The 25,235-nt window shown below is 34.6% G+C and carries 26 protein-coding genes; 18 read left to right on the top strand and 8 right to left on the bottom strand.

Translation table 11 applies throughout. From position 1 onward, the window contains the following. Positions 1-29: 29 nt before the first annotated feature. Together rplU and rpmA are read left to right on the top strand one after the other, a co-directional pair. Positions 30-566 carry a 50S ribosomal protein L21 gene (gene rplU, locus V7719_RS09900; RefSeq protein WP_335729744.1) on the top strand — a complete coding sequence of 179 codons (537 nt, stop codon included), beginning with the start codon at positions 30-32 and terminating at the stop codon, positions 564-566. A gap of 27 nt (positions 567-593) precedes the next feature. Beyond that, complete coding sequence (rpmA, locus tag V7719_RS09895) at positions 594-854, top strand: 50S ribosomal protein L27 (RefSeq protein ID WP_335729743.1); 261 nt, start codon at positions 594-596, stop codon at positions 852-854. Positions 855-925: 71 nt separating this feature from the next. Here rpmA and V7719_RS09890 read toward each other — a convergent pair whose 3' ends face one another. From V7719_RS09890 to V7719_RS09870, 5 genes are all read right to left on the bottom strand, one after another. After that, positions 926-2,695: a MutS-related protein gene (locus V7719_RS09890; protein WP_335729742.1), complete on the bottom strand. Its 1,770-nt coding sequence runs from the start codon at positions 2,693-2,695 to the stop codon at positions 926-928. An 81-nt stretch (positions 2,696-2,776) separates the two neighbouring features. Further along, positions 2,777-3,523, bottom strand: a complete 747-nt coding sequence (locus V7719_RS09885; protein ID WP_335729741.1) for a succinate dehydrogenase/fumarate reductase iron-sulfur subunit — start codon at positions 3,521-3,523, stop codon at positions 2,777-2,779. An 8-nt stretch (positions 3,524-3,531) separates the two neighbouring features. Continuing rightward, positions 3,532-5,547: a fumarate reductase/succinate dehydrogenase flavoprotein subunit gene (locus V7719_RS09880; RefSeq protein ID WP_335729740.1), complete on the bottom strand. Its 2,016-nt coding sequence runs from the start codon at positions 5,545-5,547 to the stop codon at positions 3,532-3,534. A gap of 3 nt (positions 5,548-5,550) precedes the next feature. Continuing rightward, complete coding sequence (locus V7719_RS09875) at positions 5,551-6,246, bottom strand: succinate dehydrogenase cytochrome b subunit (RefSeq protein ID WP_335729739.1); 696 nt, start codon at positions 6,244-6,246, stop codon at positions 5,551-5,553. A 96-nt stretch (positions 6,247-6,342) separates the two neighbouring features. Continuing rightward, positions 6,343-7,578, bottom strand: coding sequence for a hypothetical protein (locus tag V7719_RS09870; RefSeq protein WP_335729738.1), 1,236 nt, complete (start codon positions 7,576-7,578; stop codon positions 6,343-6,345). Between the two features lie 310 nt (positions 7,579-7,888). Here V7719_RS09870 and V7719_RS09865 point away from each other — a divergent pair, with 310 nt between their 5' ends. Next, positions 7,889-8,047: a hypothetical protein gene (locus tag V7719_RS09865; RefSeq protein WP_335729737.1), complete on the top strand. Its 159-nt coding sequence runs from the start codon at positions 7,889-7,891 to the stop codon at positions 8,045-8,047. A gap of 208 nt (positions 8,048-8,255) precedes the next feature. On the opposite strand, the gene V7719_RS09860 is transcribed toward V7719_RS09865, so the two are convergent. Then, positions 8,256-11,093, bottom strand: coding sequence for a VPS10 domain-containing protein (locus V7719_RS09860; protein ID WP_335729736.1), 2,838 nt, complete (start codon positions 11,091-11,093; stop codon positions 8,256-8,258). Between the two features lie 185 nt (positions 11,094-11,278). Between V7719_RS09860 and V7719_RS09855 the strand changes: the two genes are divergently transcribed. From V7719_RS09855 to V7719_RS09845, 3 genes are all read left to right on the top strand, one after another. Then, positions 11,279-11,578: a hypothetical protein gene (locus V7719_RS09855; protein WP_335729735.1), complete on the top strand. Its 300-nt coding sequence runs from the start codon at positions 11,279-11,281 to the stop codon at positions 11,576-11,578. A 101-nt stretch (positions 11,579-11,679) separates the two neighbouring features. Continuing rightward, positions 11,680-12,255, top strand: a complete 576-nt coding sequence (locus tag V7719_RS09850; RefSeq protein WP_335729734.1) for a Crp/Fnr family transcriptional regulator — start codon at positions 11,680-11,682, stop codon at positions 12,253-12,255. A 74-nt stretch (positions 12,256-12,329) separates the two neighbouring features. After that, the gene (locus V7719_RS09845) at positions 12,330-13,622 is read left to right on the top strand and encodes an aminopeptidase P family protein (RefSeq protein WP_335729733.1); all 1,293 of its coding nucleotides are present in this window, start codon (positions 12,330-12,332) and stop codon (positions 13,620-13,622) included. A gap of 39 nt (positions 13,623-13,661) precedes the next feature. Here V7719_RS09845 and brnQ read toward each other — a convergent pair whose 3' ends face one another. After that, entirely contained in the window at positions 13,662-14,957 is a 1,296-nt protein-coding gene (brnQ, locus tag V7719_RS09840; RefSeq protein WP_335729732.1) for a branched-chain amino acid transport system II carrier protein, read from the bottom strand. A 78-nt stretch (positions 14,958-15,035) separates the two neighbouring features. On the opposite strand from brnQ, the gene V7719_RS09835 reads away from it, so the two are divergent. Beyond that, positions 15,036-15,809, top strand: coding sequence for an alpha/beta fold hydrolase (locus V7719_RS09835; protein ID WP_335729731.1), 774 nt, complete (start codon positions 15,036-15,038; stop codon positions 15,807-15,809). A gap of 407 nt (positions 15,810-16,216) precedes the next feature. Next, the gene (locus V7719_RS09830; protein WP_335729730.1) at positions 16,217-16,492 is read left to right on the top strand and encodes a hypothetical protein; all 276 of its coding nucleotides are present in this window, start codon (positions 16,217-16,219) and stop codon (positions 16,490-16,492) included. Here the strand turns inward: V7719_RS09830 and thiL are convergent. Further along, on the bottom strand, positions 16,473-17,525 hold the full coding sequence (thiL, locus tag V7719_RS09825) for a thiamine-phosphate kinase (protein ID WP_335729729.1): 1,053 nt from the start codon (positions 17,523-17,525) through the stop codon (positions 16,473-16,475). The two genes, V7719_RS09830 and thiL, sit on opposite strands and share 20 nt — an antisense overlap. A gap of 161 nt (positions 17,526-17,686) precedes the next feature. Here thiL and V7719_RS09820 point away from each other — a divergent pair, with 161 nt between their 5' ends. The 10 genes from V7719_RS09820 (at position 17,687) to V7719_RS09775 (ending at position 25,235) form a co-directional block, all read left to right on the top strand. Beyond that, positions 17,687-17,926 (top strand): hypothetical protein, encoded by a 240-nt coding sequence (locus V7719_RS09820; RefSeq protein WP_335729728.1) that lies wholly within the window; start codon positions 17,687-17,689, stop codon positions 17,924-17,926. 159 nt (positions 17,927-18,085) lie between these two features. Continuing rightward, positions 18,086-18,412, top strand: a complete 327-nt coding sequence (locus tag V7719_RS09815; RefSeq protein ID WP_335729727.1) for a HesB/IscA family protein — start codon at positions 18,086-18,088, stop codon at positions 18,410-18,412. A 9-nt stretch (positions 18,413-18,421) separates the two neighbouring features. Then, on the top strand, positions 18,422-19,873 hold the full coding sequence (sufB, locus tag V7719_RS09810) for a Fe-S cluster assembly protein SufB (RefSeq protein WP_335729726.1): 1,452 nt from the start codon (positions 18,422-18,424) through the stop codon (positions 19,871-19,873). A 10-nt stretch (positions 19,874-19,883) separates the two neighbouring features. Continuing rightward, complete coding sequence (locus tag V7719_RS09805) at positions 19,884-20,321, top strand: hypothetical protein (protein WP_335729725.1); 438 nt, start codon at positions 19,884-19,886, stop codon at positions 20,319-20,321. Between the two features lies 1 nt (position 20,322). Then, complete coding sequence (gene sufC / locus V7719_RS09800; protein ID WP_335729724.1) at positions 20,323-21,075, top strand: Fe-S cluster assembly ATPase SufC; 753 nt, start codon at positions 20,323-20,325, stop codon at positions 21,073-21,075. A 135-nt stretch (positions 21,076-21,210) separates the two neighbouring features. After that, a complete protein-coding gene (gene sufD / locus V7719_RS09795; protein ID WP_335729723.1) occupies positions 21,211-22,524 on the top strand; it encodes a Fe-S cluster assembly protein SufD in 1,314 nt (437 codons plus the stop codon). Positions 22,525-22,655: 131 nt separating this feature from the next. Then, the gene (locus V7719_RS09790) at positions 22,656-23,876 is read left to right on the top strand and encodes an aminotransferase class V-fold PLP-dependent enzyme (protein WP_335729722.1); all 1,221 of its coding nucleotides are present in this window, start codon (positions 22,656-22,658) and stop codon (positions 23,874-23,876) included. Between the two features lie 51 nt (positions 23,877-23,927). Continuing rightward, the gene (locus V7719_RS09785; RefSeq protein WP_335729721.1) at positions 23,928-24,422 is read left to right on the top strand and encodes a hypothetical protein; all 495 of its coding nucleotides are present in this window, start codon (positions 23,928-23,930) and stop codon (positions 24,420-24,422) included. A gap of 57 nt (positions 24,423-24,479) precedes the next feature. After that, positions 24,480-24,902 (top strand): SufE family protein, encoded by a 423-nt coding sequence (locus V7719_RS09780; RefSeq protein WP_335729720.1) that lies wholly within the window; start codon positions 24,480-24,482, stop codon positions 24,900-24,902. 6 nt (positions 24,903-24,908) lie between these two features. After that, positions 24,909-25,235, top strand: coding sequence for a DUF59 domain-containing protein (locus V7719_RS09775; RefSeq protein ID WP_335729719.1), 327 nt, complete (start codon positions 24,909-24,911; stop codon positions 25,233-25,235).

Below are 25,235 nucleotides of genomic sequence, written 5' to 3'. Positions count from 1 at the left end.
ATAACAATAATTAATAAAAACGTTACGCTATGTACGCAATTGTAGAGATAGCAGGGCATCAATTTAAAGTTGAAAAAGACCAAAAAGTTTTTGTTAACCGTTTAGCAACAGAAGAAGGTAAGAAAGTTTCTTTCGATAACGTTCTTTTAATTGACGATGGTAACAATGTAACTTTAGGCGCCCCAGCTATAGATGGAGCACAAGTAAGTGCAAAAGTCTTAAAGCACCTTAAAGGTGATAAAGTGATAGTTTTCAAAAAGAAAAGAAGAAAAGGTTACCGTGTAAAAAACGGACACAGACAATCTTTATCTGAAATCGTAATTGAAAGCATTGTTGCTTCAGGAGCTAAAAAAGCAAGTCCAGTGAAAACTGAGAAAGCTGCTCCGAAAAAAGAAACTAAAAAAGCAGAACCTAAAGCAGAAGCTAAGCCAGCTGCAAAAGTTGAAGAGGAAACTCAAGACTTAAGCAAAATGACTGTTGCACAGTTAAAAGAAATGGCAAAAGCTAAAGGAATTGAAGGTATTTCTTCCATGAAGAAAGCTGATTTAATTGCTGCATTAAGTTAATTAATAACAATATAAAACCTTAAGACAATGGCTCATAAAAAAGGAGTAGGTAGTTCTAAAAATGGTAGAGAATCAGAATCGAAACGCTTAGGTGTTAAGATCTTTGGAGGTCAAGCTGCAATATCTGGTAACATTATCGTTAGACAAAGAGGTAATACACATCACCCAGGTGAAAATGTGTATGGAGGAAAAGATCACACTTTACATGCTAAAGTTGATGGTTTAGTAAAATTCACTAAGAAGAAAGATGGTAAGTCTTTTGTTTCTATTGAGCCGTTTGAAGCTTAATCGAATTTTAATCCAATAATATTAAAAGCCCATTCTCAAAGAGAATGGGCTTTTTGTTTTTTAGACACTTTTTAAACAATCTCCATCTTCTTCAATAGAAAACTCGCATTCATATTTTGACAAATGCCTTTTTTGAATTTGTAGTCAAAATAAAGCTCGTCATTAACTATTTCAGCATCAAAATAATAGTTTTTCACTTCATCGAGTTGATCAGAAATTTCACATAAACTCAAATCGTGTGTTGCTATAATACCAGTAGCGTTGCCAGCAACTAATTTCTCGACAAACTTTCTTGAACCAATCGCTTTATCTGTACTGTTCGTACCTTTTAATATTTCATCTAAAATAATAAAATACGGTTCCTTTAGAATAGCATCAACGATGAATTTCAATCGTGTTAATTCCGAAAAGAAATAACTACTATCATCGGTTAACGAATCACTAGTTCGCATACTCGTAATGAGTTTTACAGGCGAATACGTACTCGATGAAGCAGAAACCGGCAAGCCAACATTGGCCATAACTATGTGTAAGGATATAGTTCTAAGAAATGTGCTTTTGCCAGCCATATTGGCTCCAGTAACAATAAAAAATTCTTGCCCATTAATTTTCACATCACTATCCACACGTTTAGATGCGTTGAGTAATGGATGGCCTAAACCTTTAGCATTTATAATCGTTTTGTCTTTTGAAATTTCTGGAAATACATGCTCTTGATGATTAAAAGCATAATTACCTAAACTGTTGTATGCATCAAAAAATGAGACCACTTCAAACCAATCTTCTACCTTGTGTGCGTACTCTGAAATCCACTGTTCTACTTTGTAAGCGTTTCTAATATCAGACAGCAAGTACCCATTTCCGAAGATGGCTCCGATAAGATTATTACGATTATCTAAAGCATCTAAATGTTTTGAAAACTCAGAAAATATAGTAGATGCTTTTTTGTTTTCAGATTGGATTTGTTGTTGTTTCTCTTGAAGAAGCTCTGACGTAAAACTTTCATTTTCTATTTGAAGGAGAAGTGAAGCATATTGTCTAAACGAATCTTTAGCCTTATCACTATTTAAACCTAATTTATTGATGTTTTTTAGGTAGATTATTGTGATGGCAAACCCAACAAAAATCCAGTAACCAAAGAGTAAAATATCAATCACTTTAAGAATTCCCAACCCTAATAAGCTTATTGAGATTAAAGAGAAAATTAAAGGCACCCATTTCATAGACTTTGGGATGCAGGACTTATGAGTTTTTAACCAATCGATGATTTTTGGAGCAGGTGTATCGGTTTTTATTAAGCTTGCTGTTGCCGCATATTGTTGAGTCCATTCTGTTTTTTCGGAAAGTTCCTTTATGGCTATTTGTCGTTCTTCAATTTGAGAAATAGTATTTGCTTTTAGCGTATTTGCTAGTTGAAGTTGCCCTTCCGAAGATATAGTTCGGTTTATATATTGAAAGAAAGACCCTTTTCCGAAGAGATCGATATCCAAACTATAAAAATGTTTTGGGTCTTGAAATTGATCTCCAGTATTTCTATGATGAAAATCACCAGAAGCAATTTTTAGTTCCTCTTCATTAATATGAACTATGGCTTTATGAAGTTCTCTTTTTCCTTTTGTATCGGTATATTTGGATAGTAAGAACAGAAAAACACCCAATCCTATTATACCTAAAATAGTTGCTATTTGCCAATTAGAGCGTGCCAAATAAATGGCTGTAATTGTAGCTGTAAACACCAATAAACGTAAAGTGCTTAGAAGTATTATCTTTTTTTGAAGTGAAGCAACTTCATTTTGATGTTGTTCTAATTCGGCTTTATAAAATGAAATGGGATTAGTCATGGCTTAATTTGAGGTATAAAGAAACAAAAAAACCCAAGTCGTTGCTACTTGGGTTTAATATATATTTAGAATTTGGATAATTTAACCTTTAAGCGATGCTTTCAAATATTCCTGATTCAGACGTGCGATGTTCTCTAAAGAAATACCTTTTGGACATTCTACCTCACACGCTCCAGTATTTGTACAGTTTCCAAAACCTTCTTCATCCATCTGTTTTACCATATTTAAAACACGATCTGTAGCTTCCACTTTTCCTTGAGGAAGTAAAGCAAATTGTGATACTTTTGCACCAACAAATAACATGGCACTGGAGTTTTTACAACTCGCAACACATGCACCACAACCAATACAAGTAGCTGCTTCAAAGGCGGTGTCTGCATCTTGTTTATTTATAGGAATTACATTCGCATCAATCGTATTTCCAGAGGTATTTACTGAAACAAATCCTCCAGCATGCTGGATGCGATCAAATGCGGTTCTATCTACAATTAAATCTTTAATCACAGGGAAGGCCTTTGCTCTAAATGGTTCGATATATATCGTATCACCATCCTTGAACATGCGCATGTGCAATTGACACGTAGCGATGCCTCTATCTGGACCATGAGCTTCTCCATTGATGTAAAGTGAGCACATTCCGCAAATTCCTTCACGGCAATCATGATCAAAAGCAACAGGTACGTCTCCTTTATTAATTAACTGCTCGTTTAATACATCTAACATTTCTAGGAAAGACATATCTGGTGAAATATCGTTGACTTTGTAATCAACTAAACTTCCTTTATCGTTAGCGTTTTTTTGACGCCATATTTTTAACGTTAAATTCATAGCTTTCCTTATTTGTATGATCTTTGTTTTAATTCGATATCATTAAACTCCAACTGTTCTTTATGTAAAACAGCATCACTTGGTTCTCCTTTGTATTCCCAAGCTGATACAAAAGCGAAATGTTCATCATCACGTTTTGCTTCGCCTTTTTGTTCACCATCTAATTCAACCGCATCTTCTCTAAAGTGTCCTCCACAAGATTCTTCTCTGTCTAAAGCATCTTTCGCGAATAATTCTCCTAATTCTAAGAAATCTGCAACACGACCAGCTTTTGCTAGCTCTTCATTGTATTCTTCATTAGTTCCAGGGACTTTAACTTCTTTCCAAAATTGTTCACGTAATGTTTTTATTTCTGAGATGGCTTCGGTTAACCCTTTGACGTTACGAGACATCCCTACTTTATTCCACATGATTTTCCCTAATTTCTTATGGAAATAATCAACGGAATGTTGCCCTTCATTAGTTACGAAGAAATTTAATATCTCTTTAACTTCGTTTTCAGCGTCTTCAAATTCTTTAGTGTCTGTAGAAATTGGACCTGTACGAATATCATCAGAAAGATAATCTCCAATAGTATAAGGTAGTACGAAATAACCATCTGCTAAACCTTGCATTAATGCCGAAGCTCCAAGTCTGTTTGCGCCATGATCAGAGAAATTTGCTTCTCCAATACAGTACAAGCCTGGAACAGTAGTCATTAAATTATAATCGACCCAAATGCCTCCCATAGTATAGTGAACGGCTGGATAAATCATCATTGGTGTATTGTATGGATCTTGATCTACAATCTTCTCATACATTTGGAATAAGTTTCCGTATTTGTTTTTTACTACTTCTTGCCCTAATTGTTTTACCAGTGCTGCATCATCTTCATTTAAACCTTTGACGTGAGCAGTTTCTTTTCCGTAACGTTGAATTGCAGAAGCGAAATCTAAAAACACGGCTTCACCAGTTGCATTGACTCCAAAGCCAGCATCACAACGTTCTTTTGCTGCACGAGATGCTACATCACGAGGCACTAAGTTACCAAAGGCTGGATAACGACGCTCTAAATAGTAATCACGATCTTCTTCAGCTAAATCTATTGGTTTTAATGTTCCATTTTTTATAGCTTCAACATCTTTCTCATGTTTAGGCACCCAAATACGCCCATCATTTCTTAAAGACTCAGACATCAATGTTAATTTAGATTGATGATCTCCAGAAACAGGAATACATGTTGGGTGAATTTGTGTGTAACAAGGGTTTGCAAAGTAGGCGCCACGTTTGTGAGCTTTCCATGCTGCTGTTACATTACTTCCCATCGCATTCGTTGATAAGAAGAATACATTACCATAACCACCAGTTCCTAAAACAACAGCATGTGCCGAATGTCTTTCAATCTCACCAGTAATTAAGTTGCGTGTTATAATTCCACGAGCTTTTCCATCAACTTTTACAACGTCAAGCATTTCATGACGGTTGTACATTTTGATTTTTCCTCGTCCAATTTGACGATTCATTGCAGAATATGCTCCTAATAATAATTGCTGACCAGTTTGTCCTGCAGCATAAAATGTTCTAGACACTAATACACCACCAAACGAACGGTTATCTAATAGCCCACCATATTCACGAGCAAAAGGAACACCTTGAGCAACGCATTGATCAATAATATTTCCTGATACTTCCGCTAAACGATATACGTTAGCTTCACGTGAACGGTAATCACCACCTTTTACGGTGTCATAAAATAAACGGTAAGTAGAATCTCCATCACCTTGATAGTTCTTTGCCGCATTGATTCCACCTTGAGCTGCAATTGAATGTGCACGTCTAGGAGAATCTTGAAAACAAAATGCTTTTACGTTATATCCTAGTTCTGCTAATGTTGCTGCGGCAGATCCACCTGCTAATCCTGTACCAACAACAATAACATCAATGTTACGTTTGTTTGCAGGATTCACTAGGTCAATGTGATTTTTATAATTGGTCCACTTATCTGCAATTGGACCTTTTGGTGTTTTAGAATCTAAAGTTGCCATATGCTATGATAATACGTATTTAAAATGATGAAATAATGCTATAAAAACAAAACCTAAAGGAACAAGTATTGCATATGCCTTACCAAATCCCATTAAACCTTTTGTGTATTTGTTATTTGCGCCAACCGATTGGAATGCCGAATTAAAACCATGAAGAAGGTGTAATGCTAAAAAGACAAATGAAATAACATATAATATGGTTCTTACATGACTATGAAATTTGTGTTGTAGTTCTTCAAAATATCTAAAACCACTTTCTACATTATTTGGATCTGCAAGACCAGACATGTCACCTACTATGAATTTTGTATTGATTTCTGGGAACCAAAAATCGTAAAAATGAAGTCCAATAAAAGCTAATATAGCTAATCCACTCCAAATCATATTACGACTCATCCATGATGAATTGGCCGCCCCATTGTTTTTTGCATAACTAATTTTTCTGGCACTCCAATTCTTGAATTCAAGAATGAAACCCATTACAAAATGAAAGATTACACCTAAAATTAAAACAGGTTGTAAGGCATATTGCACTAATGGATTTGTTCCCATAAAATGTGATACTTCATTAAAAGTATCTGCATTAAATACAGAAAGAATGTTAATTGCAAAATGTTGTAAAAGGAAAAACATGAGGAAAAAAGCTGAAAGTGCCATGGCAAACTTTCTTCCAATCGAAGAATTTAAAATTCCGCTCATTATAATTGTAGTTAATTATTTGTACAACAAAGATAGGGTTAGTAGATGTGCGCTACAAATTTTCACTTCTATTTTAATTATTTAGAATGGGTTTAATTAAAAGTTGAATCTTGGGTTGACTATCGAATTATAAATCGACCCAAATTGGTAGCTAAAACCAATACTAACAAAGTAGTTGTAACCAGATTGTAATTGCTGTTGTTGTAATAATAATTCTTCTAATGAAATGTCTCCTGCAGGAAGATTTATTTGGTCTCTGGTGATACGATAATTACCACTTACATTAAAGTTGAAGCCTTTAAACACACGAATGTTCGCGCCGAGGAAAAAGCCTAAATTGTTTAAAGTGGTGTCATGTAAGTATTGACTGAAAGATGCCTCGCCGTTAATATTCCCCCATTCTTGACGTACACTTCCACCTAAAAGAAAGGAATGTTGGACTAAGAGTTCTTTTTCTTCGCCAAAGACAGAGCGTTCGATGTAATTATTAGATACTAATCCATTTCTGTAGGATAAGATTAATTGCTTTTTTGCCGATTCTTCATACTTAAAAAAGTTATATTCAAGAGCTGGTCTTAAGCGCCAAAATAAATCATAGTTACTGTAGGTCGATGTTCCAATATTTCCGAATAACCCATAAGACCAATGGTCGTTAATGCTTATAACATCACTAACATTTAAAGATTTGTTATTATTTATAGCAACTATATCTTCACCATCAAAAGTAAATGTTGATTTGTTTTCACCAAAATTGACTCTAAACGAAAATTTATTTTTCTCTGTAACTCGTCTAGCAGAAAGATTGATATTTAAATTGCTAGAATTATTAGATTCTTGACCATTAAAATACCCATTAGCTCCTACTCTAAATACCCAATAATTCCATGGATCTATTTCGTCCTTTTCTTCCGTTTCATTTTCCGGGCTTGGGACAGATACAGATACGTTTGTCATATTATCATTCGCAATCCAAAACCTAACAAGACCAAGTTTAATATATTCTAGCGTCCGTTTTCTAACATCATCACGAGTCATATTAGAATCTGTAGAAAATGATAGTTTATAGTTGATGTTTTCAAATTCATTTTTACCAATAAACTCGATGTCATAGGAGCGTCCCCCACTTCCATTTCGTTGTGTTACAAAAAATAGGTGTACATCACTCAATCCTTGGTCTCTTACAAATTGAACATTACCAAGGTTTTGCTTCATATATGTGTGGTCACATACATTACAATCGAGAAATATTTTGAGGTCATTATTTAAATCTTCTTGAGAAAAGGTAACAGATGAGATAAACAATGCAAGTAGTAATAGGGCGGACTTTAACATAAGTAGTAATAATTTGTTTGCAAATATCTTTTTATCTAACGGAAAAAGAAATGGTTTAGTTTTATTTATGAAAACTTTATGTTAAAACTAAATCATGCTTTATTAAATCATGTCAAAAAAATGCAAAAGAAGTGTGAATAGTTGTCAAATGTTAGATGATTCTATTTTCACAATATTGGATTTTGAATTAATAATGCTTTAATTTGAGGTACTATGAATTAAACCTCTCAATCCCGTATCCACCACTTGTTCTGCAGCTTCGGGTTCGTATTTGTCATCGGCATTAACTTCGGTCCACTCAAAGCTATTATTGATAGAAAATGAAAGTGCAACTGTAATATCTTGGGTTTCATTACCAGTGATGCTTAATCCGTTTTCAAACGCGCCAGTAACCACACAAGAACCTTGTGGAATTGGCGATGATTCAAATAATGGGTTCGGAACAGTGGTTGCACCTTCTGGAGCTTAACCTTGTGTAGTAAAGCCTAGGGCTTCAAAGGCCCAAACGTTCTTGAGTAGGATCAAATTTTAACTTGATGATTAATTTAGGTTGTGCAGGTCGAGGTGCGTTGTCTTGATCATCACCAAAGGACACAACAAGTGCTAAAACAAATTATGTAAGGATTTTTAGCTTTTGCATCGATTCAGAGTTTTAGTATAAGAGAAATACTTGAGATTTATTTTACCTCAAACCTTGTTTCCTCTTCACCAATTTGAATGGTATACACCCCTTTTGGCACATAATATTTACCATTATCTGCTTTATTGATATCAATGCTTGTGTCTTCTTTAAGCAATGCTTTTTTGCCTTTTTCAGTAAGTGTTAAATCATAACTTGCATAGTTAAATCCTTTGTCAGCACTAACTTTCATTTCGTTGAGTAAAGTTCCTTTTTCTGACATTATTTTTATCGTTTTTTCTTCGGAAAGATTAGAATAAAAAGACAGGCCTAACTCTGGTTCAAAAGGATCGGAAAATTGGCTAAATGAACTTCCCCAACGTGGAGAAAATCTAGTATTCTCAGCCTTAAATAATGTTGTCGGTTTTGACTGCATCTTATCATCCATTTGCTGAAGCGGCGAAATATCAGTTTTATAAATACTTCGACCATGAGTTCCTAATAATAGATGTTTAGATTCCGGCTGAATCACAATATCATGGACAGCCACATTTGGGATGCCATTACTAAACGATTCCCAACTTTGACCTTGGTTGAAGGATACATACGCACCATTATCTGTTCCTAGGTATAATATATTTTCGTTTTCAGAATCTTCTCTAATCACATTTACAGGTGAAGCAGGAATATTAGAGCTGATGTCTTTCCATGTGCTTCCGTAGTCATTACTCCTATAAGCATACACTTTAAAATCATCCCAACGATAGCCATTTAAGGTGACATAAACACGTTCCTTTTTATGTTGAGAAGCCACAACACGACTTACCCAAAGGTCTTTTGGTAATGTGTTAGAAATATTTTCCCAACGTCCACCAGCATCTTTAGTCATATATACTAATCCATCATCACTTCCTGTATAAATCATTCCAAATTGAAAAGGAGATTCACTTATAGCTGTTAAAGTTCCGTAAGGAACATTCCCTTTTTTACCTCCATTAGTTAGGTCATCACTAATGGCTGTCCAATCGTTTCCTTGATTCATAGAACGCATTAATTTATTTCCACCTAAATACAAGATATCCTGATTGTGAGGTGACAACAAAATAGGCGTTTGCCAATTAAATCGATAAGGTGTATCACCCAAATCATGTTTTGGTTGAATGTAAGTTTGGTCCTCGGTTTCTAAATTGAGTCTAAAATAAATTCCATATTGAAAACCAGTGTATACGATGTTATGATCTCTACTGTCGATTTGAATTTGCATTCCGTCTCCACCCATAATACGTTTCCAGGGGTATTGACCGCTTTGATGCCAGCGTTTATTTTCACGAGCATTATTTGCACCAACCCAAACACCATTATCTTGTAAGCCACCATAGACATTATAAGGTTTGGCATTGTCTATATTAATCGCATAAAATTGCCCTACTGAAGGCGAATTGTTTTTTATCCAGTTTTCACCATCATCATAGGTGATATTAACACCACCATCGTTACCATTTATAAGGTGATTAGGGTTTTTAGGATTGATCCAAAGAGCATGATGATCGGCATGTACGTTATCTGCACTTATAGACTTAAATGTTTTTCCGCTATCTTTTGATTTTACAATTGGCACACCATAGATATAGATGTTATCTGCATTGTTTGGAGCCACATAAATATGACCAAAATAGTACCCATAACTGTGGTAAATGCCATCTAGGTATTCGTCATGTGTTTTTTTCCAGGTCATTCCACCATCGGTACTTTTGTAAACTTCAGTTCCAATAACAGGTGTGTCAAAAAGCAAAGAGTTGGCATCTTCCAAATAACTAGCAAGATCAGCAGGTTTTACGTTTCCGCTTCTCACCATTTGCTTTACATTATCAGCTCTATATTTTTCTTGAAAGCCATTCATTTTTAAATACTCATTAAGCTTTTTGTTGTCTAGTTTTAGAAAGCCATCAGTAGTCATCGATTTAAAATCATCTTTAGAAAACATATCTGAATCGTCGTCTTTATCTTCGGAAGGTCTGCGAAACTGACTATCATGAACAGCATAAACAATATTATTATCATAAACGGCTAAACCAATTCGTCCAACGCCTTGACCAGTAGGAAAACCACTTTTTTCGGTTGATACTTTTGCCCAAGTATTACCTGCATCTGTACTTTTATAGATAGCAGAATTATTTCCGTTACCATCGAAATTCCATGCTTTACGGTCTTTGGTCCAAGATGATGCAAACATCAAATTAAAATTATTTGGATTGTGTTGTACATCAATAATTCCACTCATATCATCCACAAACAATTTTTGCGACCATGTTTTTCCGCCATCAGTAGTTTTATAGATACCACGTTCTTGGTTTGGAGAGTATAAATGCCCAGTGGCACCTACGACCACTTCATCAGGATTGTTTGGGTTGATTAAAATACGACCGATATGATGAGCGTCTTTTAGACCCATATTTTGCCATGTTTTTCCGTTATCTGTAGATTTTAAAATACCAATACCTGCATAGCTAGAGCGCGAACTGTTATTTTCTCCGGTTCCAACCCAAATGGTTTTGGTTTTCCAATCAACAGCAATATCTCCAACATTTTGAGTTTCCGAAGTATCAAGAATAGGATTAAATGTTGTCCCATTATTAATAGTGTGCCAAACACCTCCAGATGCATAACCAACATAAAACTCGGTTGGATTATCAGGATTGACTGCCAAATCTGTAACACGACCACTCATTATAGTTGGTCCAATATTTTCAAACGCTACATTTTTTACTAAAGACGTTTCGCTAAGGTTTTGCTTTTTTGATAAGGCATCTTCTATAGTTTGAGAGGATGTTGCTGGTTGTTGAGCGTTTATAAATAATGAAGTACTAAGAAAGAAGAAACAAATTCGTTTTAACATGATGGTTGATTTTAATTGCACATAAAGATAACAAATATGAATGATGGATCTTTTGAGAAAAAACGCAACAAATCCTGTGATAATTACTGATTCTTCATAAATATGTTAATTACATTGAATCATTTTTGTTTTTTTAACTAAATTTTTTATTACTTTTCAAAATATTAACTAACAACTTTATTAAAATGGAAGAGTATTTACCTTTAATTATTCAATTGGTTAGTGGTGCTGTTGGAGGAAATCTAGCAGGTACACTAATGAAAAAGTTTTCTTTAGGAACACTTGGTAATTCAATCGTAGGAATCTTAGGAGGCGGACTTGGAGGTTACCTTTTAGGAATGCTGGGATTAGGAGGAGCAGAAGCTGCTGAAGCTTCTTCAAGTATGGACTTATCTAGCATCCTTGGCAGTGTTGCGGGTGGTGGTGTTGGAGGCGGAGTTGTCATGGCTATCGTTGGAATGATAAAGAATGCTATGAGTAAATAGCTTTATAGTAATTACATTAAAAAAGGCGCTCCAAATATTTGGAGCGCCTTTTTTATTATAATCTGCCTATTTTTAGAGTACTTTAAAAATTAAATGAAGTGATGAAAACAAATTTTGAAAGGTATTTAAAAGCTATTATTAATGACTTAGAGCTTATAGAGTTTATTTCAGAAATTTCGAATGCATTCCAAAATATGGATTTAAAAAAGAATGATTTCTTTGTCAAAGAAGGTAAAGTTTGCTCTTATTTTTGTTTTATCGACGCTGGAGTTTTGCAGCATTCAATAGCCGTTTTGGGAGAAGAGAAGACAACATACTTGGCTATGAAAAATTCGTGTACGTCTGCACTTAAAAGCTTTATTAGTAATACTCCTTCAAGGAAAAATATAAAAGCAATTAGCGATTGTAATCTTTGGGTAATTGAGATAGATGCGTTTCATTATTTACTAAAAAGCAATAAGGCGTTCAATAAATTTTATTACAATCTTATTGAAAATCAAATTTATCTCATTGATGATTATCGTATCGACTTATTGACGCTCACTCCTGAAGAGCGCTATAAAAAGTTATTAAGTAACGACCCTAAATTATTACAACAAGTTCCGCTTCATTATTTAGCATCTTTTTTAGGAATTTCTTCAAGACATATGAGCCGAATTCGTAAAAATATAAATTAAGGCCATTTGGCTACCTAAATACATTTATGTTTTAATTATTTTTGAAGACATCAAGAATTAAAACTCATATTCTCATGAAATACCACAAAGTAAACCGCAAACTTTTTATTAATAATCGCAAAAACTTCATGTCTCAAATGAAGCCAAGCAGTTTAGCGGTTTTTAATTCTAATGATACATACCCAATAAGTGCAGATAGTACAATGCCTTTTGAACAACATCGTGATATTTTTTATTTAAGTGGTGTTGATCAAGAAGAGAGTATTTTGGTGTTATTTCCAGATTGCCCTAAAGAAAAGCATCGTGAAATTCTGTTTTTAAAGGAAACCAACGAACATATTGCTGTTTGGGAAGGTGAAAAATTAACCAAACCTGCGGCTCTTGAAACCAGCGGAATTAAAACAGTGTATTGGCTTCAAGACATGGAAAAAATCATGTTTGAGTTAATGACGCAATGCGATACGGTTTATATAAATACCAATGAACATTACAGAGCTTCTGTAGAAACTGAAACACGCGAAGACCGTTATACCAAATGGTTGAAAGATAAATATCCAGCACATAGTGTTGCCAAAAGTAACCCAATATTACAGCGTCTGCGTTCAGTTAAAAATCAAATTGAATTAGACTTATTGCAGCAAGCCTGCGATATCACCGAAAAAGGATTTCGTCGAGTATTAAACTTTGTCAAACCAGAGGTTTGGGAGTTTGAGATTGAAGCAGAATTTATGCATGAATTTTTGCGAAATCGCTCAAAAAAATTCGCTTACACGCCAATTGTAGCTGCTGGTAATAATGCCAATGTCTTGCATTACATAGAAAACAATCAACAGTGTAAAGCTGGTGACTTAATCCTAATGGATGTTGGTGCAGAGTATGCCAATTACAGTAGTGATATGACCAGAACTATTCCTGTATCTGGACGTTTTTCTGACAGACAAAGAGCAGTTTATAATGCGGTTAATCGTGTGAAAGATGAGGCTACAAAACTACTAGTGCCAGGAGCGCTATGGGAAGCTTATCATGTTGAGGTTGGGAAATTAATGACTTCAGAATTATTAGGTCTTGGCTTACTGGATAAAGCTGATGTTCAAAATGAAAACAAAGATTGGCCTGCCTATAAAAAGTACTTCATGCATGGTACATCTCATCATATGGGACTAGATACGCATGACTACGGAATTTTAACTGAGCCAATGCAAGCCAATATGGTATTTACAGTAGAACCTGGGATCTACATTCCTGATGAAGGTTTTGGAATTCGTTTGGAAGATGACGTTGTCATTCAAGAAACAGGCGAACCGTTTAATTTAATGCGTAATATCCCTATTGAAGCAGATGAGATTGAGGAGATAATGAATTCATAGAACTATTCAGAATATATTTTGAAGCCTAAAGCAAATGTTTTAGGCTTCTTTTGTTTTATTTGCCAACAACCCAATACCTAGGCACGTCACCAATGCAGGTAATACCCATCCTAATTGATGCTTTGCTAAAGGGATGTATTTGATGGCATCTTGGAAGGCTTCCGACGGACTTATGAACCCAATTACATCGGGAATACTAAAGACTAATGTCACAATCACTACTGCTCTAAACACTATAGGTGTGGCAAATTGTTTTGGTAATACATTTAAAAATATAAGCACAATCGTTATTGGATAAATAAAATATAGAACAGGAATGGCGATGACAATAATTGAATGAAAATCTAATTGACCTACAACAACGCCAAATACGCAGGCCATAATTGAAGTTATGCTATAAACCGATTGTGAATTGCCAAGTAAACCTTTAAAATAATCGGCAGTTCCGGCAATTATACCTACTGCAGTTGTAAAACAAGCCAATGAAATTAAGATGCTTAAAATAGTATTTCCAAAATTCCCTAAAGCTGCAATACTAATGCCTCTTAATAAGTTTGCACGTTGCATATCGTTACTTAATTCTGAATCAATATCGATTTGAGATCCATAATATGCACCTACAGAAATCAATCCAGCATAAATTATAAATAAACCAAAACCAGCTATCCAACCAGATTTAGCGATAAGTGTTTTCTTTTCTTCAAAACTACCTTTGTTTCGCAAGTTGATAGAAATAATAATAAAAGCGCCAACAACCACTGCGCCAATGGCATCAAAGGTTTGGTAGCCTTCTAGGATTCCACTAACTATTGGTGTGTCAAATTGTGATGTGCTCGTAACCATTTCCGAAGAAAAGAGTCCGATTCCAATAACCATCAATAGTATAATCACAATTAATGGTGTCAAGAACTTACCTATAAAGCTGAGCATCTTTGAGCGATTGAGAACAAACACTAAAACGAGTGCAAAATAAATAGCACTTGTTAGTAACGGACTCGTCCCAAAGGATGGGTGAATAGCAATTTCGTGTGTTGCAGCAGCTGTTCTTGGTGATGGTATGGCAACAGCAATAACATAAATGAGAATACAATAAATGAGACTAAATTGAGGAGAAACTTTCTTGCCAAAGTCATATAGAGTCCCTTGTAACTTAGCATGAGCTAAAATACCAATAATAGGAATCACCACAGCAGTAATCATAAAACCTACAGCGACCCAAAACCAATTGTCTCCAGCGTTGTAGCCTAAGAGAGGCGGTAATAATAAATTTCCTGCTCCAAAGAACAGAGAGAATAATCCAAAACTTGTAATAAAAAGTTCTTTTCTAGAATTCAATAAAGTGATTTTAGAGGTTGTCATCAAATATAGTAAATACTTAATTGCAAAATCCGCTCATACTGTATCTTTGTAACTATGATATTACAGTATAAAGGCATTCCAGTTTTTTATAAAGATGAGGGTAAAGGTGATGTGGTAATTTTACTTCATGGTTTTCTAGAGAATTCAACAATGTGGACAGATATTAAACCCACGTTACTTGAAAGTCATCGTGTGATTTGTGTTGATTTGTTGGGTCATGGTCAAACGGGATGTTTGGGCTATATTCATACCATGAGTGATATGGCTAATACCGTTTTAGCAGTATTGAATCATTTAAAAATCAAACGATATACAATTATAGGTCATTCTATGGGTGGATATGTTGCTTTGGCTTTAGCAGAAAGTAAACCAAATGCAATTTCAAGAATGTGTTTGATGAATTCCACCTATTATGCAGATGATAACGAGCGAATAGAATTACGAAGAAGAGCCAATAAGCTGGCACAAAATAATTATGAAGCTATGGTGCGTATGTCGTTTACAAATTTATTTTCTTCGGAAAGTAAAACAACTCATAAAAAAGAATTGGAATCTGCTTTGAAAGGAGCCTTAAAGACACCTTTACAAGGTTATATGGCAGCGCAAGAGGGCATGTGCATTAGAGAAGACAAGCTTGAATTTTATAAGGGTTTGAATTCTAAAAAAACAATCATCATTGGATTAAAAGATCCAGTAGTTGATAGTAGTCGTATATTAAGAGAAACAAAAGACTCTTCTATAGTTTGTCATCAATTAAGCTATGGACATATGAGTCATATTGAGAATAAATCAGAATTAACCTACATATTAAAGCGTTTTATCGAATAAAATTACTTTTAGGCGTTTAAATGTCTTTTTTTTAATAGGTTTATAGTCCCCAAATCTAAGAGTCATGAAAAATACTACTACGAAGTCTTCCAGTCCGTTAAGAATTTACTGCGATATATTTGGTCATAATTATGAGATGACTAAAAAAGTAACTTTGCATGTAAAAGAGTATACTTGCAAATGTTGTAGGCGTCAATTAACTACAAATAGTAATGGTAAACTTACAGAATTAACGCCTAAGTATCAGGAGATAAATGCCATTTTAGAAGACATTTATACACGCAGAATGTCACGTTTAAAGAATAAATCACTCAGTTCATCGATATATTAAGGTAAAATCTCACCTTTTTATTTGATTTTTATATATTTAGATATCCTCTAATTTAATAACTAAATAATTTAATACAGTGAAAAGTCTCTACTGCTCAATTTTTGGTCACCACTACGACGTATCCAAAAATATTACATATCACGTAAAAGAATACAAATGTTTGCATTGTAGTTCTGAAGTTACAACAGATGGTAAAGGTGGTTTAACACTACTAACACCAAAGTATAAAGAAATCAATTCGGTTTTAGAACGAATTCATAATAGAAGAGCTCTAAGAATTCAGCAAAAAGCAGTTGTAAAAGCTGCACCTGTTGAGCAACCAGTATTAGATTTTACTCCTCATTTTTCATAGCATTCCAACCTTTAGCTATAATAGGAACTACTTGTTCGCCTCGTGTGATTAAGTGCATACCTCTTTCTTTTTCTGTGATATAACCTATGACCGTAAGGTCTGGGTTGCCTTTTATCTTAGGGAAGTCTTCCTGAGAAATTGTCATCAATAACTCATAATCCTCACCCCCATTTAAAGCCATAGTTGTGCTATCTACATTGAATTCTTCACAAGTAGAAATGACTTGAGGGTCTAACGGAATTTTATTCTCATAAATCTCAACACCTACATCACTTTGTTTGCAAATATGTATGACTTCTGAAGACAAACCATCGCTAATATCAATCATAGATGTTGGTTTTACATCTAGTTTTTTTAGTAGTTCTACAATATCCTTTCTTGCTTCAGGCCTTAATTGTCGTTCTATGATGTACGTATAAAGCTCTAAATCTGGCTGATTTTGAGGGTTTACTTTAAATACTTCTTTTTCGCGTTCTAATACTTGCAATCCCATATAGGCTGCGCCAATATCACCAGTGACTACAAGTAAGTCATTAGGTTTTGCACCATCTCTATAAACAATATCTTCTTTTTTAGATTCACCAATTGCGGTTATCGAAATGATAAGACCTGTTGTAGAAGAGGTTGTATCTCCTCCTACAACATCAATATTGTAAACCTTTGCGGCAGTTTCAATTCCAGCATATAATTCTTCTAAAGCCTCAAGAGGAAAACGATTGGATACGGCAATAGAAACTGTAATTTGAGTCGCAACGGCATTCATGGCATACACATCACTCAAGTTGACAATCACAGCTTTGTAACCCAAATGTTTTAGAGGAACATAAGAGAGATCAAAATGAACATTCTCCACCAGTAAATCTGTAGTAACTACAATAGGGTTGGATTTAAAATCTAAGACAGCAGCATCGTCACCAATACTTCTAACTGTAGATGTTTGTTTAATGTCAAAATTCTTAGTCAAATGCTCAATAAGACCAAACTCTCCTAGCTGTTCTAATGAGGTACGTTGCGGATTTTTATCTTCTATCATGCTGCAAAAATAGGAGCTTTTTTTGAAGCAAAGTATTCATTTAAGGTATTTTTAAGGTCTTCAGAAATCTTAAAACGTGTATTTCATCGAAAAAACGTGTATTTCAACGATATTCAAAACTAAAACCCTTATGTTAGCCATCCCAAATCTTATTACCTACTATGCAAACCAACACTACTAACGAGCTATCATGCTCGGTATTTGGACATAATTTAGAGCGCTCATCAATGACGATTCCTTCTAATGATGAATTGACATGTAAAACCTGCAATTCAAAAATTTCGGTTAGTGATAGCGGAGAGTTCGAAGTAATTCCATTTAAAAACCGAGATATCAATACAGCGTTAAGACAGCTTTTTCTTTTAAATAACCAGTGTTCTAGAAAGCAATTTTCGGTTTAAAAAACACCTGATTTGTTAATTAGGTTTTAATCAATATACATTCTTTATATGTATAACATAAGCCTATGCTATTATTTGCTAATATAATGTTAGGAATTATGAATTAACACTACTTATGTCTTATATTTGCAATCTATTTAGACAAATTCTATATAAGACATGATTAAAGTATCAGATACAGCTAAAAAGAAAGTAATTGAGCTCATGAGCGATGATGGCTATAGCGCTACCGACTTTGTTAGAGTTGGTGTGAAAAGTGGTGGATGCTCTGGTTTGTCGTATGATTTGAAGTTTGATAAGGAACAAAAGGAAGACGATAAAGTTTTTGAAGATAATGGTGTTAAAATCATCGTTGATAAAAAGAGCTTTTTGTATTTGATAGGTACAACCTTAGAGTATTCTGGAGGGTTAAATGGTGCAGGATTTGTGTTTAACAATCCTAATGCTAATCGAACCTGTGGTTGTGGAGAATCTTTCTCACTTTAAAAAAGATTTATGAGTAATAAATATACAGAAGATGATTTAAGGGAAGAATTAAAAACCAAAGAATACGAGTATGGTTTTTATACAGACATTGAATCAGAAACCTTTCCTATTGGTTTAAATGAAGACATTGTTCGCGCTATTTCTAAGAAAAAAGAAGAGCCTGAATGGATGACTGAATGGCGATTAGAAGCATTTAGTGCATGGAAAAAAATGGCAGAACCTGAATGGGCGAATGTACATTATAAAAAACCAGATTTTCAAGCCATAGCTTATTATTCTGCTCCTGTAGCTGTAGATCCAAATAAAACATTAGATGACGTAGATCCAGATCTATTAGCGATGTATAAAAAACTGGGTATTTCGGTAGATGAACAGAAGAAGATGAATAATGTGGCAATGGATATTGTTGTAGATTCTGTTTCAGTAGCAACAACATTTAAAAAGACTTTAGGCGAGAAAGGAATTATCTTCATGAGTATTTCCGAAGCTATAAAAGAACATCCAGAACTCGTTAAAAAATATTTAGGAACTGTTGTTCCGCAGAAAGATAATTTCTATGCTGCTTTAAATAGTGCCGTGTTTAGTGATGGTAGTTTTTGCTACATTCCAAAAGGCGTACGTTGCCCAATGGAATTGTCAACATACTTTAGAATCAATCAAGCAGGAACAGGTCAATTTGAAAGAACGCTTGTTATCGCAGATGAAGGTAGTTATGTGTCTTACCTAGAAGGTTGTACAGCACCAAGTCGTGATGAAAACCAATTGCATGCCGCAGTTGTAGAGTTAGTTGCCTTAGATGATGCAGAAATTAAATATTCTACTGTTCAAAACTGGTATCCTGGAAACGCCGAAGGTATAGGAGGCGTTTACAACTTTGTTACCAAACGTGGTCTATGTGAGAAAAATGCGAAAATCTCTTGGACTCAAGTAGAAACAGGAAGTGCTGTGACTTGGAAATATCCTTCATGCATTTTGAAAGGTGATAATTCGGTAGGCGAATTTTATTCTATTGCTGTGACTAATAACTATCAGCAAGCAGATACAGGCACAAAGATGATTCACTTAGGGAAAAACACAAAATCCACAATTATTTCCAAAGGAATTTCAGCAGGAAAATCTCAAAACTCATACAGAGGATTAGTACAAATAAGCTCAAGAGCTGACAATGCACGTAACTTCTCTCAGTGTGACAGTTTATTAATGGGTAACGAATGTGGAGCGCATACATTTCCGTACATAGAAGTTAAAAATAAAACGGCTCAAATAGAACACGAAGCAACAACTAGTAAAATTGGTGAAGATCAAATTTTCTACTGTAATCAACGTGGTATTGATACCGAAAAAGCCATTGCCTTAATTGTTAACGGGTTTAGCAAAGAAGTGCTTAATAAGTTGCCAATGGAATTTGCCGTAGAAGCACAAAAATTATTAGAAATAAGTTTAGAAGGTTCTGTAGGATAAAACTAAGATTATGAAAAAAGCAGTTTTACTATTTATGATTTTCGCAGTTACAATAAGCTGTAAAGAAGATAAAAAAAATGATACTGAAGCAACTCAAGAAGATAAAACTATAGTTGCCGAACCAGGAAAGACCCTAAAGCAAAGCGACGGTCTAATTGCATTACAAGGTAACTTTATTTATTCAGAAAAAGATAAAGCGGCTGTGTTACAAACATCTACTCAAATGTATGGTATTGTCATCGACAAAAAAATGCACGAATTAGATCGACAAGTGCAGCAATATAAAACAGAAGATACAGATATGGTTCCAGTAACCATTCGCGGACGAATGTTTAAAAAAGATCCTAACGTTGAAGGTTGGGAAGATATCATTGAAATAAAAGAAATATTACAGGTGTCTGAACCTAATCCAAACGAAAACGAAGTTATTAAACTAGGTAGCAAATAGTATGTTAAAAATAAATAATTTACACGCAAGTGTTGAAGATAAGGCCATTTTAAGAGGCATTAATTTAGAAGTAAAAGCAGGAGAAGTCCATGCGATTATGGGGCCAAATGGTTCTGGAAAAAGCACATTAGCTGCTGTTATTGCAGGTAAAGAGGAATATGAAGTTGACAAAGGAGAGATCCTTTTAAATGGTGAAGATATTGACGAATTGGCTGCAGAAGAACGTGCTCATAAAGGTATCTTCTTATCATTTCAATATCCAGTTGAAATTCCTGGAGTTAGTGTTACTAACTTTATGAAAACCGCAATCAACCAAACTAGAAAAGCAAAAGGCTTAGAAGACATGCCTGCTAAAGAAATGCTGAAAATGATTCGTGAAAAATCTGAACTCCTTGAAATTGATAGAAAGTTTTTGTCACGTTCTTTAAACCAAGGATTTTCTGGGGGAGAGAAAAAACGTAATGAAATTTTCCAAATGGCAATGTTAGAGCCTAAACTGGCGATCTTGGATGAAACAGATTCTGGTTTAGATATTGATGCGTTGCGTATTGTTGCAAATGGCGTAAACAAGCTTAAGAGTAAAGATAATGCTGTGATTGTGATTACACATTACCAACGTTTGTTAGATTATATAGTGCCAGATTTTGTGCATGTTTTACACAATGGTCGTATTGTGAAATCTGGAACAAAAGAATTGGCGCACGAGTTGGAAGAAAAAGGTTACGATTGGATTAAAGAAGAAGTTGACGCTTAATTAGTTCACAGTATTCAGTGGTAGTTTGCACTAGCTTACTTAAACTGAATATGCAAATTAAAGGTCGGAAGGTCATAAAATGCGGTTTGTGTTTATTCAAAACTGAGACTGAGACTGAGACTGAAAACTGAAACAATGGATTTAAAAGATAAATTAGTATCGTCATTTATGGCATTTGAGAACACGGTAGATATCGATGCTCCAGTTCATAATGTGCGTAGTAAAGCGATAAAAACATTTGAAGATATAGGCTTTCCATCTAAGCGTGATGAAGCTTGGAAATACACGTCATTAAACAGTGTTTTAAAACATGATTATAGCGTTTTTCCGAAGCAAGAAAACGCCATTGAATACAGCGATGTTAAGAAATATTTCATTCACGATATCGATAGCTACAAGATTATTTTTATCGACGGAAAGTATTCTTCACATTTATCACAAACCACACATGATGGTATTGATGTATGCCTAATGTCGTCTGCTTTATCAAAACCAAAGTATCAACTTATTATTGAAAACTATTTCAATAAAGTGGCTTCAAAAGACGGCTTATCATCTCTAAACACAGCATTCTCTCAAGAAGGTGCATACATACATATTCCAAAGAATAAATTGGTAGCAAAACCAATTCAGATTATTCATTTCTCAACAGGAAATGAATCGGCTGTAATGTTGCAACCTCGTAACTTGATTGTTGTAGATGAAAATTCTCATGTTCAGATTATTGAACGTCATCAAAGTTTGACTGAAAATCCTGTTTTAACTAATAGTGTTACAGAGATATTTGCTAATAAAAGAGCAATTGTTGACTATTATAAAATCCAAAACGATAAAGAAAGCGCATCATTGATTGATAATACATCTATCAATCAAAAAAGACAAAGTCATGTCTCAATGCATACCTTTACTTTCGGCGGAAAATTAACACGTAATAATCTTAATTTCTATCAAAATGGTGAGCGTATAGACTCCACTTTAAACGGCGTTACTATTATTGGAGACAAGCAACATGTAGATCATAATACGTTGGTGCATCACATAGAACCAAATTGTGAAAGTCATCAAGATTATAAAGGTATTTTTTCAGATAAGTCTACGGGTGTTTTTAATGGAAAGGTTGTTGTAAATAAAGAAGCTCAAAAAACAAATGCGTTTCAATCTAATAATAATATATTATTGAGTGATAAAGCATCAATTAATAGCAAGCCTCAGTTAGAGATTTTTGCAGATGATGTAAAATGTTCACATGGTTGTACTATTGGTCAATTAGATGAAAGTGCAATGTTTTATATGCGCTCTCGCGGAATTCCAGAAAAAGAAGCCAAAGCCTTATTAATGTTTGCGTTTAGTAATAACGTTTTAAATTCAGTTAAAATTCCCGAAATCAAACAACGTATCACTAAGATTATCGCTAATAAATTAGGTGTGAATATTGGGTTTAATCTTTAGTTCCATAAAGCGTAAGAATCTTTAAATAAGAATCATAATTAGTATTTGAAGCTATTTCCAGCTTTCGGCAGTCGCTCTCTGCGAGGAGCTCCAACAAATGCCTCAATCTGGGCTAGTAAAAATTAAAAGCCATGCTAAAAGTCGATAAAATCAGAGAAGATTTCCCAATCCTGAACCGAAAGGTCAACGGGAAGCCCTTAATATATTTTGATAATGCAGCCACCTCACAAACACCACAACAGGTGATTGATGTGATTGTTGATTATTACTCTAATTATAACGCAAATATTCATAGAGGTGTTCATACGTTAAGCCAGGAAGCAACCGATCTATATGAAGAAGCGCGCTTAAAGATTCAGAAGCATTTCAATACGAAGCATAGCCATGAAGTCATTTTAACATCTGGAACGACTCATGGGATCAATTTGGTAGCAAATGGATTCTCAAGTTTACTCCAGAAAAAGGATGAGGTTTTGGTTTCGGCTTTAGAACATCATAGTAATATTGTGCCGTGGCAAATGTTATGTGAACGTACTGGCGCTACTTTGAAAGTGATTCCTATGAATACCAATGGAGAGTTGATTATGAGTGCCTATGACGCTTTGCTTTCAGAACACACAAAACTCGTTTTTGTTAACCATATCTCAAATGCATTAGGAACGATTAATCCCATTGAAGAGATGATTTATAAGGCGCATCAAGTTGGTGCAGCTGTTTTAGTGGATGGCGCGCAATCGTGTCCGCATATCAAACCAGATGTTCAAGCCTTGGATGTTGATTTTTATGTCACATCAGCTCATAAAATGTGTGGACCAACAGGCGTTGGTATGCTCTACGGAAAAGAGGAATGGCTTAATAAATTGCCGCCTTACCAAGGTGGAGGTGAAATGATAGATCAAGTTACTTTTGAGAAAACCACCTATGCTGGCTTGCCACATAAGTTTGAAGCAGGAACGCCAAATATTTGTGGAGGCATTGCTTTTGGAGCTGCTGTAGATTATATGAATGCCATTGGTTTTGATGCCATAGCATCTTACGAGCATGAGCTTTTAAAATATGCTACAGAACAGTTATTACAAATTGACGGTTTGAATATCATTGGTCCAAAAGATCTTAGTCATAAAACGTCAGTCATCTCTTTTAATCTAGAAGGGATTCATCCATATGATGTTGGGACAATTCTAGATAAAATGGGAATTGCAGTTCGAACAGGTCATCATTGTGCACAACCTATTATGGATTTCTTTAATATTCCGGGAACGATAAGGGCATCGTTTGCATTTTACAATACGAAAGCCGAAATAGATGCTTTAATTGAAGGTGTTAAGAAAGCCAAAATGATGTTGTCATAAAGTTTGGCTTCTTTTTTGTAATATTACTATAAACACTTAAAAATTGATAGTATGAAACTAATTATAAGTTTACTCGTTATACTGATTTCAGCAAAAGAATGTGATAAAAATAAAGCGCAGGCGGCAACAAATGATGTGACAACAGAAATGACTGTGGAAACGTCAGAAATGAGACTTCAGGAAAATATGAAAATCAGCTATCGTGCTTCGACAAGAGGGTTTTATTTGCAAATATGGATTGAAGGAGATTCTATAACATATACAAAGGATTATAACTTAAAGGATATGACAACACGTCTAATTCCGAAGAAAGAAAAAGAAGCCTTTATCAAATTATTAAAAGAGATTGATGAAACATCACTTTCAGAGTTAGAAGCACCTTCTAAAACACATCAATATGATGCTGAACCAGCAGCTTCCTTAGAAATTTCAAAAGGAGAAGAGATATATAGAACCAATAACTTTGATCATGGAAAACCTCCTAAAACAATTAATGACCTCGTAGAAAAGATATTATCTATCAAAGCTATTGTTGAGAAACAATAGAGAAGCCTTATCTTTGTGTCTTTGGAAATGAATGTTGCTACAGCTAAAAAATTGAAGATGACAATTGCAGAAATACAAGAAGAACTAATAGATGAGTTTTCAATGTTTGAGGATTGGGAGGAACGTTACCAATATATGATAGATCTTGGGAAGAGTCTGCCTCTAATAGACTTAGAATTCAAGACTGAAGACAATATCATTAAAGGCTGTCAAAGTAAGGTTTGGCTGCATGCTGAAATGGATGATGATAGTTTGACTTTTACTGCAGATAGTGATGCGATTATTACCAAAGGTATTATAGCCATTTTGATTAGAACATTTTCTAATCAACATCCAAAAGCTATTATTGAAAGCAATACCGATTTTATCGACAAAATAGGTCTTAAAGAACATTTATCTCCAACACGAGCCAACGGATTGGTTAGTATGGTTAAACAAATCAAAATGTATGCGATTGCATACCAAACACAATTAAACTAGTTCAAGATGAGCGAGACAACATTAGACACAAACCTTTTAGGTGAAAAAATAATAAGAGTTATTAAAACAATTTTCGATCCAGAAATTCCGGTTGATATTTACGAATTAGGCCTTATTTACGACGTGTTCGTCAATGAGGATTATGAGGTCAAAATCTTAATGACTTTAACTACACCAAACTGTCCAGTTGCAGAGACACTTCCCTTAGAAGTTGAAGAAAAAGTCAAGTCATTAAACGACGTGAAATCTGCTGAGGTTGAAATTACTTTCGATCCGCCTTGGACTCAAGACTTAATGAGTGAAGAAGCAAAACTCGAATTAGGAATGCTTTAA

The sequence above is a fragment of the Psychroserpens sp. genome, assembly GCF_036960315.1.
GTDB lineage: Bacteria > Bacteroidota > Bacteroidia > Flavobacteriales > Flavobacteriaceae > Psychroserpens.
Note: the sequence above shows the minus strand (reverse complement) of the source record. Positions and strands in the feature narration are given on the sequence as shown.

What these genes read in the sequence shown, in the direction of transcription:
- sufB (WP_335729726.1), top strand. Translation starts at nt 18,422, where the DNA reads ATGAGTAATAAATATACAGAAGATGATTTAAGGGAAGAATTAAAAACC.
- thiL (WP_335729729.1), bottom strand. Translation starts at nt 17,525, where the DNA reads ATGATAGAAGATAAAAATCCGCAACGTACCTCATTAGAACAGCTAGGA.
- V7719_RS09850 (WP_335729734.1), top strand. Translation starts at nt 11,680, where the DNA reads ATGAAAACAAATTTTGAAAGGTATTTAAAAGCTATTATTAATGACTTA.
- V7719_RS09845 (WP_335729733.1), top strand. Translation starts at nt 12,330, where the DNA reads ATGAAATACCACAAAGTAAACCGCAAACTTTTTATTAATAATCGCAAA.
- rpmA (WP_335729743.1), top strand. Translation starts at nt 594, where the DNA reads ATGGCTCATAAAAAAGGAGTAGGTAGTTCTAAAAATGGTAGAGAATCA.
- V7719_RS09870 (WP_335729738.1), bottom strand. Translation starts at nt 7,578, where the DNA reads ATGTTAAAGTCCGCCCTATTACTACTTGCATTGTTTATCTCATCTGTT.
- rplU (WP_335729744.1), top strand. Translation starts at nt 30, where the DNA reads ATGTACGCAATTGTAGAGATAGCAGGGCATCAATTTAAAGTTGAAAAA.
- sufD (WP_335729723.1), top strand. Translation starts at nt 21,211, where the DNA reads ATGGATTTAAAAGATAAATTAGTATCGTCATTTATGGCATTTGAGAAC.
- V7719_RS09820 (WP_335729728.1), top strand. Translation starts at nt 17,687, where the DNA reads ATGCAAACCAACACTACTAACGAGCTATCATGCTCGGTATTTGGACAT.
- V7719_RS09885 (WP_335729741.1), bottom strand. Translation starts at nt 3,523, where the DNA reads ATGAATTTAACGTTAAAAATATGGCGTCAAAAAAACGCTAACGATAAA.
- V7719_RS09815 (WP_335729727.1), top strand. Translation starts at nt 18,086, where the DNA reads ATGATTAAAGTATCAGATACAGCTAAAAAGAAAGTAATTGAGCTCATG.
- V7719_RS09835 (WP_335729731.1), top strand. Translation starts at nt 15,036, where the DNA reads ATGATATTACAGTATAAAGGCATTCCAGTTTTTTATAAAGATGAGGGT.
- V7719_RS09875 (WP_335729739.1), bottom strand. Translation starts at nt 6,246, where the DNA reads ATGAGCGGAATTTTAAATTCTTCGATTGGAAGAAAGTTTGCCATGGCA.
- V7719_RS09890 (WP_335729742.1), bottom strand. Translation starts at nt 2,695, where the DNA reads ATGACTAATCCCATTTCATTTTATAAAGCCGAATTAGAACAACATCAA.
- V7719_RS09860 (WP_335729736.1), bottom strand. Translation starts at nt 11,093, where the DNA reads ATGTTAAAACGAATTTGTTTCTTCTTTCTTAGTACTTCATTATTTATA.
- sufC (WP_335729724.1), top strand. Translation starts at nt 20,323, where the DNA reads ATGTTAAAAATAAATAATTTACACGCAAGTGTTGAAGATAAGGCCATT.
- V7719_RS09790 (WP_335729722.1), top strand. Translation starts at nt 22,656, where the DNA reads ATGCTAAAAGTCGATAAAATCAGAGAAGATTTCCCAATCCTGAACCGA.
- V7719_RS09780 (WP_335729720.1), top strand. Translation starts at nt 24,480, where the DNA reads ATGACAATTGCAGAAATACAAGAAGAACTAATAGATGAGTTTTCAATG.
- V7719_RS09805 (WP_335729725.1), top strand. Translation starts at nt 19,884, where the DNA reads ATGAAAAAAGCAGTTTTACTATTTATGATTTTCGCAGTTACAATAAGC.
- V7719_RS09785 (WP_335729721.1), top strand. Translation starts at nt 23,928, where the DNA reads ATGAAACTAATTATAAGTTTACTCGTTATACTGATTTCAGCAAAAGAA.
- V7719_RS09775 (WP_335729719.1), top strand. Translation starts at nt 24,909, where the DNA reads ATGAGCGAGACAACATTAGACACAAACCTTTTAGGTGAAAAAATAATA.
- V7719_RS09880 (WP_335729740.1), bottom strand. Translation starts at nt 5,547, where the DNA reads ATGGCAACTTTAGATTCTAAAACACCAAAAGGTCCAATTGCAGATAAG.
- V7719_RS09855 (WP_335729735.1), top strand. Translation starts at nt 11,279, where the DNA reads ATGGAAGAGTATTTACCTTTAATTATTCAATTGGTTAGTGGTGCTGTT.